The 14,061-nt window shown below is 73.1% G+C and carries 13 protein-coding genes and 1 pseudogene; 8 read left to right on the plus strand and 6 right to left on the minus strand.

The genetic code is table 11. The features are described from left to right. Window positions 1-5: 5 nt before the first annotated feature. Both ACFYOV_RS12825 and ACFYOV_RS12830 read left to right on the plus strand, forming a co-directional pair. Window positions 6-1,193, plus strand: a complete 1,188-nt coding sequence (locus ACFYOV_RS12825; RefSeq protein ID WP_389086392.1) for a glutathionylspermidine synthase family protein — start codon at window positions 6-8, stop codon at window positions 1,191-1,193. Between the two features lie 362 nt (window positions 1,194-1,555). Continuing rightward, a complete protein-coding gene (locus ACFYOV_RS12830) occupies window positions 1,556-3,004 on the plus strand; it encodes a glycine hydroxymethyltransferase (RefSeq protein WP_389086394.1) in 1,449 nt (482 codons plus the stop codon). Between the two features lie 62 nt (window positions 3,005-3,066). Here ACFYOV_RS12830 and ACFYOV_RS12835 read toward each other — a convergent pair whose 3' ends face one another. From ACFYOV_RS12835 to ACFYOV_RS12845, 3 genes are all read right to left on the minus strand, one after another. Next, window positions 3,067-3,804 (minus strand): hypothetical protein, encoded by a 738-nt coding sequence (locus ACFYOV_RS12835; RefSeq protein WP_389086396.1) that lies wholly within the window; start codon window positions 3,802-3,804, stop codon window positions 3,067-3,069. A gap of 138 nt (window positions 3,805-3,942) precedes the next feature. Beyond that, window positions 3,943-4,944, minus strand: coding sequence for a hypothetical protein (locus tag ACFYOV_RS12840; RefSeq protein WP_389086399.1), 1,002 nt, complete (start codon window positions 4,942-4,944; stop codon window positions 3,943-3,945). Continuing rightward, window positions 4,941-5,498, minus strand: coding sequence for an RNA polymerase sigma factor (locus ACFYOV_RS12845; RefSeq protein WP_389086401.1), 558 nt, complete (start codon window positions 5,496-5,498; stop codon window positions 4,941-4,943). The genes ACFYOV_RS12840 and ACFYOV_RS12845 overlap by 4 nt, the downstream gene beginning before the upstream one ends. A 206-nt stretch (window positions 5,499-5,704) precedes the next feature. On the opposite strand from ACFYOV_RS12845, the gene trpS reads away from it, so the two are divergent. Continuing rightward, on the plus strand, window positions 5,705-6,697 hold the full coding sequence (gene trpS / locus ACFYOV_RS12850) for a tryptophan--tRNA ligase (protein ID WP_389087080.1): 993 nt from the start codon (window positions 5,705-5,707) through the stop codon (window positions 6,695-6,697). A 162-nt stretch (window positions 6,698-6,859) separates the two neighbouring features. After that, window positions 6,860-7,438, plus strand: coding sequence for a 2'-5' RNA ligase family protein (locus tag ACFYOV_RS12855; RefSeq protein WP_389086404.1), 579 nt, complete (start codon window positions 6,860-6,862; stop codon window positions 7,436-7,438). Window positions 7,439-7,463: 25 nt separating this feature from the next. Here ACFYOV_RS12855 and ACFYOV_RS12860 read toward each other — a convergent pair whose 3' ends face one another. Both ACFYOV_RS12860 and ACFYOV_RS12865 read right to left on the minus strand, forming a co-directional pair. After that, entirely contained in the window at window positions 7,464-8,219 is a 756-nt protein-coding gene (locus tag ACFYOV_RS12860; protein ID WP_389086406.1) for a decaprenylphospho-beta-D-erythro-pentofuranosid-2-ulose 2-reductase, read from the minus strand. 29 nt (window positions 8,220-8,248) lie between these two features. Then, window positions 8,249-9,604 carry an FAD-binding protein gene (locus ACFYOV_RS12865; protein ID WP_389086409.1) on the minus strand — a complete coding sequence of 452 codons (1,356 nt, stop codon included), beginning with the start codon at window positions 9,602-9,604 and terminating at the stop codon, window positions 8,249-8,251. Between the two features lie 132 nt (window positions 9,605-9,736). Here ACFYOV_RS12865 and ACFYOV_RS12870 point away from each other — a divergent pair. The 4 genes and pseudogenes from ACFYOV_RS12870 to ACFYOV_RS12885 form a co-directional block, all read left to right on the plus strand. After that, window positions 9,737-10,264, plus strand: a pseudogene (locus ACFYOV_RS12870) (phosphatase PAP2 family protein); the annotation flags it as partial. 244 nt (window positions 10,265-10,508) lie between these two features. After that, window positions 10,509-11,453 carry a decaprenyl-phosphate phosphoribosyltransferase gene (locus tag ACFYOV_RS12875; protein WP_389086411.1) on the plus strand — a complete coding sequence of 315 codons (945 nt, stop codon included), beginning with the start codon at window positions 10,509-10,511 and terminating at the stop codon, window positions 11,451-11,453. Further along, window positions 11,450-11,899 (plus strand): GtrA family protein, encoded by a 450-nt coding sequence (locus ACFYOV_RS12880; RefSeq protein ID WP_389086414.1) that lies wholly within the window; start codon window positions 11,450-11,452, stop codon window positions 11,897-11,899. Before ACFYOV_RS12875 ends, ACFYOV_RS12880 begins: the two co-directional genes overlap by 4 nt. After that, on the plus strand, window positions 11,887-12,795 hold the full coding sequence (locus ACFYOV_RS12885; RefSeq protein WP_389086416.1) for a YihY/virulence factor BrkB family protein: 909 nt from the start codon (window positions 11,887-11,889) through the stop codon (window positions 12,793-12,795). Before ACFYOV_RS12880 ends, ACFYOV_RS12885 begins: the two co-directional genes overlap by 13 nt. On the opposite strand, the gene ACFYOV_RS12890 is transcribed toward ACFYOV_RS12885, so the two are convergent. After that, window positions 12,743-14,029 carry a D-alanyl-D-alanine carboxypeptidase family protein gene (locus ACFYOV_RS12890; RefSeq protein ID WP_389086419.1) on the minus strand — a complete coding sequence of 429 codons (1,287 nt, stop codon included), beginning with the start codon at window positions 14,027-14,029 and terminating at the stop codon, window positions 12,743-12,745. The two genes, ACFYOV_RS12885 and ACFYOV_RS12890, sit on opposite strands and share 53 nt — an antisense overlap. Between the last annotated feature and the right edge of the window lie 32 nt (window positions 14,030-14,061).

A 14,061-nucleotide genomic window follows, 5' to 3' on the forward strand; every position in this document is an offset into this window, starting at 1 on the left:
CACCCGTGGAACGCCGCACCACCGAGCCCCGCCCCGGCTGGCAGCAGACCGTCGAGGAACAGGGGCTCATCTACCCCCTCACCCGCTACCCCGACGGCTCCCTGCGCCCCTACTGGGACGAGAGCGCCTACTACGTCTTCACCCTCGAGGAGGTCGAGGCGCTGGAGGAGGTCGTCGAGGAATTGCACCGCATGTGCCTCGCCGCCGCCGAGCACATCGTCACCGCCGACCGCTTCGCCGACCTCGGCATCACCGACCCGCGCATCGCCCGCGCCGTCGCCGAGTCCTGGCAGCGGCGCGCCGAACTCCCCTCCGTCTACGGCCGCTTCGACCTGCGCTACGACGGCACCGGCCCCGCGAAACTCCTCGAGTACAACGCCGACACCCCCACCTCCCTCGTCGAGGCCGCTTCGCCCCAGTGGTTCTGGATGGAGGAGCGCTTCCCCGGCGCCGACCAGTGGAACTCCCTCCACGAACGCCTCGTCGACGCCTGGAAGAGGCAGTCCGCCCTCCTCCCGCCGGGCAGCCCCCTGTACTTCGCCCACTCCTCGGCCGACGAACTCGGCGAGGACCTCATGACCGTCGCCTACCTCAAGGAGACCGCCGAACAGGCGGGCCTGGAGACCGACTGGATCTCCATGGAGGAGATCGGCTGGGACCGCCTCTCCGGCCGCTTCGTCGACAACCGACTCCGCTTCATCCGCAGCATCTTCAAGCTCTACCCCTGGGAGTGGCTGACCACCGACCGCTTCGCCGGACACGTCCTCGACACCCTCGACAACGGCGGCGGCACCGGCAGCACCCTGTGGATCGAGCCGGCCTGGAAGATGCTGCTCAGCAACAAGGCGCTGCTGGCGATCCTCTGGGAACTGCACCCCGGTCACGCCCACCTCCTTCCCGCCTACCTCGACGGCCCGCGGGAACTGGCGGACACCACCGGCTACGTCGCCAAGCCGCTGCTGGGCCGCGAGGGCGCCGGCGTGACCGTCCACGAGCCCGGCTCCGCCCCCGTGCTCCGTGACGAACCCTGCTGCTACCAGCAACTCGCCCCGCTCCCCGACTTCGACGGCAACCGCGTCGTCCTCGGCACCTGGGTGGTGGAGAACGAGTCGGCGGGCCTCGGCATCCGCGAGTCCTCGGGGCTGGTGACGGACGAGTACGCCCGCTTCCTGCCTCATGTGATCCTCCAGTAGTGCCGCGACCGGAAAGGTTCACCGGCTCGCGATGCCCGGCACGGCACCCTGCGCGTTGTCGCATCACCCGAGTCCATCCGGTACGCCGGCGGTGCTCCGCCTCGCGACGCACCGCACCGGACGCCGCGAGCCTTCCGGCAGACCTTCCCGGCCACGGCACCACCGCCCCCCGGGCGCTCCCGCATGGTGGACGCCGGACCCCGGCACCGCGTGCCGCCCGGTACGCTGACCCCGGGCCGTGACTGGCGCGCTGGGATGGGACCGACCATCGGGAAGCGGCCCCCGGACGCGCACACCGTCCGGAAGAGTGCCGTGCGCCTGGGCCGTACCGTGAACGCTGAACGCAACGTCCGGAGGTCCCCATGTCAGCCGAGCCCCTCTCCACCGCATCCACCGCCTTCCGTTCCGCCCTCGACGTCATCCGCGCCGTCGAGCCGCGCGTGGCCGACGCCATCGGCCAGGAGGTCGCCGACCAGCGCGAGATGCTGAAACTGATCGCCTCCGAGAACTACGCCTCCCCGGCCACCCTCCTGGCGATGGGCAACTGGTTCAGCGACAAGTACGCCGAGGGCACCGTCGGCCGCCGCTTCTACGCCGGCTGCCGCAACGTCGACACGGTGGAATCCCTGGCCGCCGAGCACGCCCGCGAGCTGTTCGGCGCCCGCCACGCCTACGTGCAGCCGCACTCCGGCATCGACGCCAACCTCGTCGCCTTCTGGGCGGTCCTCGCCGACCGCGTCGAGGCGCCCTTCCTCCAGAAGGCCGGCGTCCGCCAGATCAACGACCTCTCCGACGCCGACTGGGCCGAGCTGCGGCAGGCCTTCGGCAACCAGCGCATGCTCGGCATGTCCCTGGACGCCGGCGGCCACCTCACGCACGGCTTCCGCCCGAACATCTCCGGCAAGATGTTCGACCAGCGCTCCTACGGCACCGACCCGACCACGGGCCTGATCGACTACGAGGCCCTGCGCGCCCAGGCCCGTGAGTTCAAGCCGCTGATCATCGTGGCCGGCTACTCCGCCTACCCCCGTCTGGTGAACTTCCGGATCATGCGGGAGATCGCCGACGAGGTGGGCGCCACGCTCATGGTCGACATGGCCCACTTCGCCGGTCTGGTCGCCGGCAAGGTGCTCACCGGTGACTTCGACCCGGTGCCGCACGCCCAGATCGTCACCACCACCACCCACAAGTCGCTGCGCGGCCCGCGTGGCGGCATGGTGCTGTGCGACGACTCCCTCAAGGACCAGGTCGACCGCGGCTGCCCGATGGTGCTCGGCGGCCCGCTCCCGCACGTCATGGCCGCCAAGGCCGTCGCCCTCGCCGAGGCCCGGCAGCCCGCCTTCCAGGACTACGCCCAGCGCGTCGTGGCCAACTCCCGCGCCCTCGCCGAGGGGCTGATGAAGCGCGGCGCCACCCTGGTCACCGGCGGCACCGACAACCACCTGAACCTGATCGACGTGGCCACCTCCTACGGCCTCACCGGCCGCCAGGCGGAATCCGCGCTGCTCGAGTCGGGCATCGTCACCAACCGCAACGCCATCCCGGCCGACCCCAACGGTGCCTGGTACACCTCCGGCATCCGCGTCGGCACCCCCGCCCTGACCACGCGCGGCCTGGGCCTCGCCGAGATGGACGAGGTGGCCGGCCTCATCGACCGCGTCCTGACCACCACCGAGCCGGGCACCACCAGCAAGGGCGCGCCGTCCAAGGCACAGCACGTCCTCGACCCGAAGATCGCCGACGAGATCTCCCGCCGGGCGACCGACCTCGTCGCCGGCTTCCCGCTCTACCCCGAGGTCGACCTCGGCTGACCCCTGCTGACGCCTCGTCATCGGCGGCGGCCCGGGCACCCGCCCGGGCCGCCGGCCCGCCCTCACACGTCCAGCACCTCCTGCCGGGGCCCGGGCTCCTTCTCCCGGCGTGTCAGCGGCAGCCGCATGACGTGCGGACGCAGGACCAGGGCCAGTGCGGCTCCGGCGGCCCCTCCCGGTATCGCCCACCACCAGTCCGTGCCGTCGTGCACCGCCGCGGCCGTCGTCTTCTGCCGCGCCCCGGAGGGCGGGGTGCCGACGGCGGTGGAACCGGTCTCCCCCGCCCCCCAGGGCGCCGGGTAGAGCCCGGAGGACGATTCCGCGCTCGATCCCTCATCGGACGCCCCGCCCAGTACGCCCAGCTCCTTCAGCAGGGCCCGCAGCTCGGACGGGTGCTCGGCGCGGTGCCAGTGGCCGTTCGCCGGCTCCTCCAGGTCCGCCGCCGTGTGTATCCACACGGTGTTCCCCCGGTCCGCCGGGTACACCCGGTCCACCCGCCAGGGCGCCACGTCGTGCAGCATCCACGTCACGGTGATCCACCGCGCCGAGGCCGGTTCGGCCTCCGGGGGCTTGCGCCGGGTACCTGCGCCGGGGCGGCCGAGCAGCCGCTCCAGTGCGCCGTACTCCTCGTCACCCGAGGACAGTGACGCCGTCGCCATGCTCTCCGGATTGGCCAGCAGCACGCTCGTCGGCCCGCCGGCGGAGGCGGACGAAGCTCCGCACAGCGTCAGGGCGAGCGCCGCCGCCCACACCCCCAGACTCGCCGTGACGTACCGGACCCTGCCCGTCCATCCGTACATCCGGACCCCCACTCGGCCGCTCGATCCCCGTGCGGCCCGCCCGCGAGCCGCCTGTCACTTCTGGTACACCGCCCGACCCGCCGAAGTTCCACGAAGAGCGGCACGTCCTTCGAAGCCGCCTCACGCCCGCCCGGCTCCTCACCACGCCGAGCCCCCCGGTTCCGCGCCCGGCCCACCGCCCGGTTCCGTGCCCGCCCCGACGCCCGGCCCGGTGCGGGTCCCCTCGCGCACCTCCCCCAGCGACTCCGCGATCCGCACTGCCCGCGCCTTGGACGCCGCTCCCTCCAGCCGCAGCGTCACGCCGCCCGCGCCCCCGCCGCCGGGGCCGTGGGTCCACAGCAGCGTCGGCCCCGCAGTGCGCTCCTCGCGCGTGAAGCGGCGGCCCTCCCCGTCCACCAGCCAGAAGCTCAGCAGATGCGGCCGGGCGAACCACAGCGCCGGCTCCGCGGACCCGCCGCCGGAGCCGTCCCCGCCCAGCGCCAGCCAGTCCGGCTGCTCCCGCACCGCCTTGGCGAACGTGACGTCCAAGCGCGCCGAGAACTCGTCGAGCCGGATCGTGCGCCCCCGCTCGCGCCAGCACAGGGTCACCAGGAACCGCCCCTCCGGCAGCCCGCTCACCGCCACCGCGTCCGGCGTGCCGAGCGCGTCCGGCACCAGGGGCGTGAAACCGGCCCGCCGCTCCGCCTCGGCGAGGGACACCGAGCGCCCGCAGCCGGGCACCTCCGCACCCGGCGAGGGAACCGCCGAGGGGTCGTGCCGCACCTCGACCCCACCGAAGCCGAACCAGTCGGACACCGCCGCCCGCACCGGCGGTGTCAGGGCGAGCACCGTCAGCAGTCCGCACAGCGCCGCGACCAGCGACCGCCACCGCGCCCGCACCCAGCGCCGCACCGCCGGCGTCACCGCCCGCAGCCGACCCCGGACGCTCCCGGCGTCCCTCTGCTCGGCCACCGGAACCGCCACGTGCTCGGCCAGTATCTGCGCCAGCACGCGCTCGGCCATCGACTCGGCCCCGGCCGCCGCGTCCGGCCCGTCCAGTGACCGCCCCAGTGCCAGCAGCTCCTCGCGCAGCCGGGCGGCCTCCGCACGCCGACGCCCGGGACCGTCGCCGGTGCGCCCGCCGTCGTACGACCCGCTCACGCCCGGTCACCCCCCTCGCGCGGCCGGAAGTCCGGCAGCAGGCGCTCCAACCTGCGCAGGGCGCGGTTCAGCCGCGACTTGACCGTGCCCCGGGGCCAGCCGAGGGCCTGGGCGGTCTCCGGTTCGTCCATCTCCAGCAGATAGCGGTGGACGACGACCAGGCGGTGCTCCTCGCTCAGCTTCTCCAGGGCGGCGAGCAGCGCCGCGCGGCGCTCCGTGTCCAGCGTGGCCACCGCCGGGTCCGCCGATTCCGGTATCACCGGCTCCGCCTCCACGAACGCCGCCTCGCGGCCCGCGAGCGTGTGCCGGCGTGCCGCCGCGCGCACCGTGTTCCTCGCCTCGTTGGCCACGATCGACAGCAGCCAGGGCCGGAACGCCGTGCCGTCCCGGAACCGGCCCAGCGCGCAGTACGCCTTGACGAACGCCTGCTGCACCACGTCCTCCGCGTCCGCACCCGCCCCCAGTGCCGAAGCCGCCCTGAGCGCGATGCCCGTGTGGGCCCGCACCAACTCCGCGTACGCCTCCGGATGTCCGGCGCGTACGCGTGCGATCACCGCGGCCTCATCGACGATGCGGCCCCCCTCCCGCGTCCTCACACTCTTGTTACACCGCCGGGCACGGATCGGTTCCCACCTGTTTCGGACCCGTCCGGGACCGCCCCCGCAGACCTGAGAGAATGGGGACCATGGCCTCTGATCGCCCGCCCGTCGCCCACCACCACCCTCAGGGGAATGGCTTCGCCATGCACAGTCGTCCGCGCGTGCTCTCCGGGATCCAGCCCACCGCGGGCTCGTTCCACCTCGGCAACTACCTCGGCGCCGTCCGTCAGTGGGTGGCCCTCCAGGAGACCCACGACGCGTTCTACATGGTCGTCGACCTGCACGCGATCACGATTCCGCAGGACCCGAAGGAGCTGCGCGCCAACACCCGTCTGGCCGCCGCACAGCTGCTGGCCGCCGGGCTGGACCCGGACCGCTGCACGCTCTTCGTCCAGAGCCACGTCCCCGAGCACGCCCAGCTGGCCTGGGTCATGAACTGCCTGACGGGCTTCGGCGAGGCGTCCCGCATGACGCAGTTCAAGGACAAGTCCGCCAAGCAGGGCGCCGACCGCGCCAGCGTCGGCCTGTTCACGTACCCGATCCTCCAGGTGGCGGACATCCTGCTGTACCAGGCCCAGGAGGTGCCGGTCGGCGAGGACCAGCGCCAGCACATCGAGCTCACCCGTGACCTCGCCGAGCGCTTCAACGGCCGCTTCGGCCCGACCTTCACCGTCCCCAAGCCGTACATCCTCAAGGAGACGGCGAAGATCTACGACCTCCAGGACCCGACGATCAAGATGAGCAAGTCGGCGTCCACGCCGAAGGGCCTCATCAACCTCCTGGACGAGCCGAGGACGACGGCCAAGAAGGTCAAGAGCGCGGTCACCGACACCGACACGGTGATCCGCTACGACCTCGCGGAGAAGCCCGGTGTGAGCAACCTCCTGACGATCTACTCGACCCTCACCGGGGCGGGTATCACCGAACTGGAGGAGAAGTACGCCGGCAAGGGCTACGGTGCGCTCAAGACGGACCTCGCCGAGGTCATGGTCGAGTTCGTGACCCCGTTCAAGGAGCGCACCCAGCAGTACCTGGACGACCCCGAGACGCTCGACTCGATCCTGGCCAAGGGCGCGGAGAAGGCGCGTGCCGTCGCCGCGGAGACCCTCTCCCAGGCGTACGACAAGGTGGGCTTCCTGCCCGCCAAGCACTGAACCGGCCCACGGCGCCGGTCCGTACCACCGCACAGCGCTGCACATCACTCCGGTTGCGCCTGCCCGCGACCGGGCCGTGGTCGTACAGTCGATAACCGGGTGACCGTTCCAGCGGTCGCCCGGTGCTCACCGAGCCACACCACCACAACGACAGGAGACGACGTGGGGACCGTAACGATCGGTGTGTCGATCGCGGTCCCGGAGCCTCACGGCAGCCGGCTTCAGCAGCTGCGCGCGGGCTTCGGCGACGCCGCGGCTCACGGCATCCCCACGCACGTCACCCTGCTGCCGCCGACGGAGGTCGACTCCGCCGCCCTGCCCGCCGTCGAGGCCCACCTCAGCGAGGTCGCCGCGGCGGGCCGGCCGTTCCCCATGCGGCTGTCGGGCACCGGCACCTTCCGCCCGCTGTCACCGGTCGTGTACGTCCGGGTCGTCGAGGGCGCCGAGGCATGCACCTGGCTCCAGAAGCAGGTTCGGGACGCCTCCGGGCCGGTCGCCCGCGAACTCCAGTTCCCGTACCACCCGCACGTCACGGTGGCCCACGGCATCGAGGAGGCGGCGATGGACCGCGCCTTCGCGGAGCTCGCCGACTACGAGGCCCACTGGCCCTGCCAGGGCTTCGCCCTCTACGAGCAGGGTGCCGACGGCGTGTGGCGCAAGCTGCGGGACTTCACCTTCGGCACTCCGGTCGTGCCGCCGCAGGGCGGACACGTGGACCGGGGATCCGTCTCCGCGCACTGAGCCGCGCCCCCGACGCCCCCGCCCTTCAGACCGGCAGCCGCCGGAACACCCCGCGGGGCAGGTGCCGCAGGGCCGACATCACCACGCGCAGCGCGCCCGGCACCCACACCGTCTCCGAGCGGCGGCGCAGCCCCAGCTCGACCGCCGTGGCGACCTCCTCCGCAGTGGTCGCCAGCGGGGCCTCGGGCAGACCGGCGGTCATGCGCGTACGGACGAAGCCGGGGCGTACGACCATGACGTGCACCCCCGTGCCGTAGAGCGCGTCGCCCAGGCCCTGGGCGAAGGCGTCCAGGCCCGCCTTGCTGGAGCCGTAGATGAAGTTCGCGCGGCGGGCCCGCTCGCCCGCGACGGAGGACAGCACCACCAGGGAGCCGTGGCCCTGCGCCTGGAGCGCGACGGCGCACACCAGACCGGCCGACACCGCGCCCGTGTAGTTGGTCTGCGCGACCCGCACCGCGGCCTGCGGGTCCTGCTCGTCCCGGGCCTGGTCGCCCAGGGTGCCGAAGGCGAGCAGGACCATGTCGACGTCGCCCTCGGCGAAGACCTTGCCGAGCACCTCCTCGTGGGACGCGGGGTCGAGCGCGTCGAAGGCGACGGTGCGCACGTCGGCGCCCAGGCCGCGCAGATGCTCCGCTGCCTGCTCCAGCCCCGGGGAGGGGCGGCCCGCGAGCCAGACCATGCGGGTGCGGCGGGCGATCAGCCGCCGGGCGGTGGCCAGCGCAATCTCGGACGTGCCGCCGAGGACGAGCAGGGACTGGGGGAGGCCGAAGGCGTCCTTCACGACAGCTCCTAGGGAGGTGGTCGACGGTCTCACAGGTGGAGCCGGCGGGAGAGGTCCGAGGTGAACACCCCGCGCGGGTCCAGTTCCGCGCGCAGGCGGCGGAAGTCGCCCAGGCGCGGGTACATGGCCGCGAGCAGGTCCGGGCGCAGCCGGGAGTCCTTGGCGAGGTAGACCCGCCCGCCGGCGCCGGCCACCTCCTCGTCGAGCTCGTCCAGGAACGTGCCGAGGCCGGGCAGGGCCGCCGGGATGTCCAGGGCCAGCGTCCAGCCCGGCACCGGGAAGGACAGCCAGCCCGGGTCGGCCTCGCCGAAACGCTTGAGAACGGCCAGGAAGGACGGGCAGCGACGCCCGGAGATCCGCCGCACGATCCGGCGCAGCACCTCCTCCCGGCCGTGCCCGACGACGAACTGGTACTGCACGAAGCCGCCCCGGCCGTAGACGCGGTTCCAGTGCGGCACCCCGTCCAGGGGGTGGAAGAAGGCGGGGATCCGCTGGAGTTGCCCCGTCCGTGCGCGGGGTGCCCTGCGGTACCAGAGCTCGTTGAACAGGCCCACGGTGGTGCGGCTGAGCAGGCCCTCCGGGAGGAAGGCGGGGGCGGCGGGGAGGCGGGAGGTGCGGAAGTCCAGCGGCCGCCGCCGCGCGCGGGTGCCCTCGGGCAGCGCGTCCAGGGGGGCGTGGTCGCCGCGGGTGAGCACCGCGCGGCCGGTCGCGGCGCCGCGCGCCAGCAGGTCGATCCAGGCGACCGAGTAGCGGTAACGGTGGTCGGTGGCGGCCAGGCGGGCCATCAGGTCGTCCAGGTCGCTCGCGCGCTCGGTGTCCACCGACATCAGGGAGGTCTCGACCGGCTGCAGACGGATCGTCGCGGTCAGGATCACCCCCGTGAGGCCCATGCCGCCCGCGGTCGCGTCGAACAGGGGCGTGCCCGGTACGACCGTGCGCACCTGCCCGTCGGCGGTCAGCAGCTCCAGGGACAGCACATGCCGCGAGAAGGAGCCCGAGACGTGGTGGTTCTTTCCGTGGATGTCGGCGCCGATCGCCCCGCCGACGGTCACGTAGCGGGTGCCGGGGGTCACCGGCACGAACCAGCCGAGCGGCAGCAGCACCTCCATCAGCCGGTGCAGCGAGACGCCCGCGTCGCACAGCACGGTGCCGCCGTCGGCGTCGATGGCGTGGACGCGGTCCAGGCCGGTCATGTCGAGCACCGCGCCGCCGGCGTTCTGCGCCGCGTCCCCGTACGCCCGTCCCAGCCCCCGGGGGATGCCACCGCGCGCCCCGCACTCCCGGACGGCCAGGGCGGCCTCCTCGTACGTCCGTGGGCGGATCAGCCGGGCGGCGGTGGGGGCGGTGCGGCCCCATCCCGTGACGGAAACGGTGTCGGCAGGCATGTCGGTGACCGTATCGCCCCTGTGCGAGCGATTGTTCGTGAAACTACGCCACCCTCCCCGAAATGGGTGATTAATGGGATGTCGCTCAATATTGCCGGTGTTCCACGCGTGCGGGCGTGAACAGTGGTCCACATGGACGATCTCCACGACCTCGACGACCCGCACGACCTCCGGAAGCTCGACCACCGGGTGGTTTCGGCGCTGCGGGCGTGCGGTAGCGATCCGCGCGTGGCCGGTGCCGCGCGCGTCCTGTCCTGGGCCGGGGAGCACGGGGCGCTGTGGCTCGCGGCGGGGCTCACCGGGTCCGCCGTGGACCGCGGGCGGCGTGGCGCCTGGCTGCGCGGCACGGCCCTCACCGTGGGCGCGCACCTGGTCAGCATGGGTGTGAAACGGGTCGTACGCCGTCCGCGCCCCACGCATGTCGAGCCCCTGGTCCGCACCGCGGGCCGGCACTCCTTCCCCAGCTCGCACGCCAGTTCCGCGGCGGCGGCGGCCGTGGCCTTCGGGGCACTGGGCGTCCGCGCGGCGGCGCCGCTGGCCGCCGCAATGTGCCTGTCCCGGCTGGTGGCGGGCGTGCACTACCCGTCGGACGTGGCGGCCGGTGCGGCCCTGGGGGCGCTCACGGCGGGGCTCGGTGCCCGGTGGATGAGGGCGGGGGCGGCGACCGGCACCCACCGGGCCGCCGGGGCCCCCGTCCCTCACGGGAGCGAGGCGGTCCCCGGTGCGCAGACGGTCGGCGGCCTCCACCGGGCCGGCCTGGCGCTGCCCGGGCTCCACCGGGCCGGAGAAGCGCTCCACGGCCTCCACCGGGCCGGTGAAGCGCTGCCGGGCCCCCACCGGACCGGCGAGGGGTTCCGCAGCCTCCAGGGGATCCGCGGCCTGCACCGTTCGGAGGGCGGCGCCCGTGGCTGAGACCACCGTTCTGCGGCAGCGCACCCCTCACCGGCCCCCCGCGCCACCCGCCGGCGGCAGCCTCCTGGGCGGCCTGCTCCGGACCGCGCGCCCCCGGCAGTGGGTCAAGAACGTCCTGGTGATCGCCGCCCCGGCCGCCGCGGGCGAACTGTTCGCCTGGTCCGCCGTGACCCGGCTGGCGCTGGTCTTCGTCCTGTTCACCGCCTGCGCCGCCGCGGTCTACCTGGTCAACGACGCCCGTGACGCGAAGGCCGACCGGGCCCACCCCACCAAGTGCCGCCGCCCGGTCGCCGCCGGTCAGGTCCCCGTGCCCGTCGCCTACGCCGCCGGAGCCCTGCTCGGCGTCCTCGCGCCCCTGGCCGCGGTCCGGCTGTGCCCCCCGGCGGTCGCCGCGCTGCTGATCGCCTACCTCGGCATGCAACTGGCGTACTGCGTCAGCCTCAAGCACGTCCTCGTGGTCGACCTGGCCGTGGTCACGACGGGTTTCCTGATGCGGGCGGTGATCGGCGGGCTGGCGCTCGGCATCCCGCTGTCGCGCTGGTTCCTGATCACGACCGGGTTCGGGGCGCTGTTCATGGTGGCCGCCAAGCGGTACTCCGAGGCCGTTCAGATGGCCGGGAAGGCGGGTGCCACGCGCGCGTTGCTCACCGAGTACACCACCGGCTACCTGCGTTTCGTCTGGCAGCTCGCGGCGGGTGTGGCCGTGCTGGGTTACTGCCTGTGGGCCCTGGAGGAGGGCGGGGTGCCGCACACCAGCGTGCTGCCGTGGCGGCAGCTGTCCATGATCGCCTTCGTTCTGGCGGTCCTGCGCTACGCCGTCTTCGCCGACCGGGGAACCGCCGGCGAACCGGAGGACGTGGTCCTGCGCGACCGCCCGCTCGCCCTCATCGGTGTGGTGTGGGCGGCCATGTACGCGCTGGCGGTGGTGGACTGGTGAACCCCCGGCCGCACCGTCCGGCGACCCCCCGGCGGCGCGAGCTGGTGTCCTTCGCCGTCGTCGGCCTGCTCGCCTACGCCGTCGACCTGGCCCTCTTCCTGTGGCTGCGCGGCCCCGTCGGCACCGGTCCGCTCAGTGCCAAGGCGCTCTCCTTCGTGGCGGGCTGCTCGGTCGCCTACGCGGGCCACAGGTTCGCCACGTACCGGCACACGCGCGTGCGGGGTGTGCGGCCCTACGCCGTGTTCCTCGCGGTGAACCTCGGCGGCGCCGCCGTGCAGCTGCTGTGCCTGGCCGTCAGCCACTACGGGCTCGGGCTCACCTCGCGACGCGCGGACATCGTGTCCGGTGCGGTGATCGGCATGGCGCTGGGCACCGCGCTGCGCTTCTGGGGCACCAGGACATTGGTCTTCGGCAACGGGGGCAGAGTCGGTTCATGGACTGGCTGAAGAGGCTTCCGGTCGTCGGGCCGTGGGCGGCGCGGCTGATGCTCACGCACGCGTGGCGCTCGTACGAACGGCTGGACCGCGTGCACTGGACACGGCTGGCCGCCGCGATGACCTTCACCAGCTTCGTCGCGCTGTTCCCACTGCTCACCGTGGGCGCCGCGATCGGCGCCGCCACGCTCGGCACCGAGCAGCAGAACACCCTCCAGGACAAGATCGCCGACCAGGTCCCCGGCATCTCCGAGCAGCTGGACATCGACGGCCTGGTGCAGAACGCCGGGACGGTCGGCCTCATCGCCGGCGCCGTCCTGCTGTTCACCGGCATCAGCTGGGCCGGTTCCACCCGCGAGTGCCTGCGGGCGGTGTGGGAGCTGCCCGACGACGAGGAGAACCCCGTCCTGCGCAAGGGCAAGGACGCGGGCATCCTCGTCGGCCTCGGCGGCGCCGTGCTGGTCACCCTGGCCGCCTCCACCGTCGCCTCCGCGCTGGTCGGCCGGATCAGCGACGCCATCGGGCTGGAGAAGGGCGGCTGGGGCGGGGTGGTACTGCAGATCGTGGCCTTCGCCGTCGCCGTGGGCGCCGACTTCCTGCTCCTGCTCTACGTCCTGACGCTGCTGCCCGGCGTCGAGCCCACCCGGCACCGCCTCATGGTCGCCGCGCTCACCGGAGCCGTCGGCTTCGAGCTGCTGAAGCTGCTGCTCAGCGGCTACATGCAGGGCGTGGCCGGGAAGAGCATGTACGGCGCGTTCGGCGTCCCCGTCGCCCTGCTGCTGTGGATCAACTTCACCACCAAACTGGTCCTGTTCTGCGCCGCCTGGACGGCGACGCGGAGCAAGGAGGCGGAGGTCACGCACGGGGCCGGCGACGCACCAGGTCCGGCAGCGGCCAGCGGCGATTGATCAGGAACGCGGCGCCCGCGAGCAGCACCAGCGCGCCGCCCGTGACGCCCAGGGCGACACCGGCACCGCCGCCGTCCCCCGGCGGGGCGCTCGCCACCGGCTTCGACCCGGCCACCGCCGCCCCGTTCCCGGTGCCGCCCGCCTCACCGGGCGAGGCGGTCGCGCCCGGCTGGGCACCGGCCTGCGAGGCGCTCCTCGGCGGCACCAGCTCACCCACCGGCTCGACCTTGCCCGCCGCCCTGAAGCCCCAGTCGAACAGCCGGGCGGTCTCCTTGTAGACATCGTTGTGCCCGTCCTTCTCCGGGTTCAGGACGGTGACCAGCAGCACCTTGCCGTTCCGCTCGGCGACACCGGTGAAGGTGGCGCCCGCGTTGGTGGTGTTGCCGTTCTTCACGCCCGCGATGCCCTGGTAGACGGGCACGTCGACGTCGCCGGACAGCAGCCGGTTGGTGTTCTGGATCTCGAAGGCCTCGCGGACCTTCTTGCCCTTCTTGTTCTTCTTCGTCTCGCCCGGGAACTTCGCCCGCACGGTCGAGCAGTACTCCCGGAAGTCCTTCTTCTGCATACCGGAACGGGCGATCAGCGTCAGGTCGTAGGCGGAGGACACCTGGCCCTCGGCGTCGTAGCCGTCCGGGCTGACGACGTGCGTGTCGAGGGCCTGGAGCTCCTCGGCGTGCTCGTTCATCTCCTCGACGGTGTTCTCCACGCCGCCGTTCATCGCCGACAGCACCCGCACGGCGTCGTTGCCGGAGCGCAGGAAGACACCGAGCCACAGGTCGTGGACGGTGTACGTCTCGTCCTCCTTTATGCCGACCATGCTGGAGCCGGCCCCGATGCCGGCCAGGTCGGAGGGGACCACCTTGTGCGTGGCCGACCGCGGCCACTTGGGCAGCAGCGTGTCGGCGAACAGCATTTTCAGGGTGCTCGCCGGGGCCAGCCGCCAGTGCGCGTTGTGCGCGGCGAGCACGTCACCGGTCTCGGCGTCGGCGACGATCCACGAGCGGGCGGTCACGCCCTTCGGCAGCACCGGCACGCCGCTCGCGAGGTTGACCTGCGTCCCCGGCTGCCCGAGCCGGGCACCGCCCACGGTCGACATCTTCGCGGGCGGTGCGGCCGGCGGACTGGTCGACGGCTTCGGGGCCGCGGCGGCCACGGGAGCGGCCAGCGCGGTGGACAACAGGACGGCGGAAGCGACCAGCAGGGACCGGCGGGCGGTGTTCTTCGGTGCGGGCACGGTCGGAAACGTACATGCCACACTGCGCGACG

Source organism: Streptomyces sp. NPDC005931 (assembly GCF_042871235.1).
Classification (GTDB): domain Bacteria; phylum Actinomycetota; class Actinomycetes; order Streptomycetales; family Streptomycetaceae; genus Streptomyces.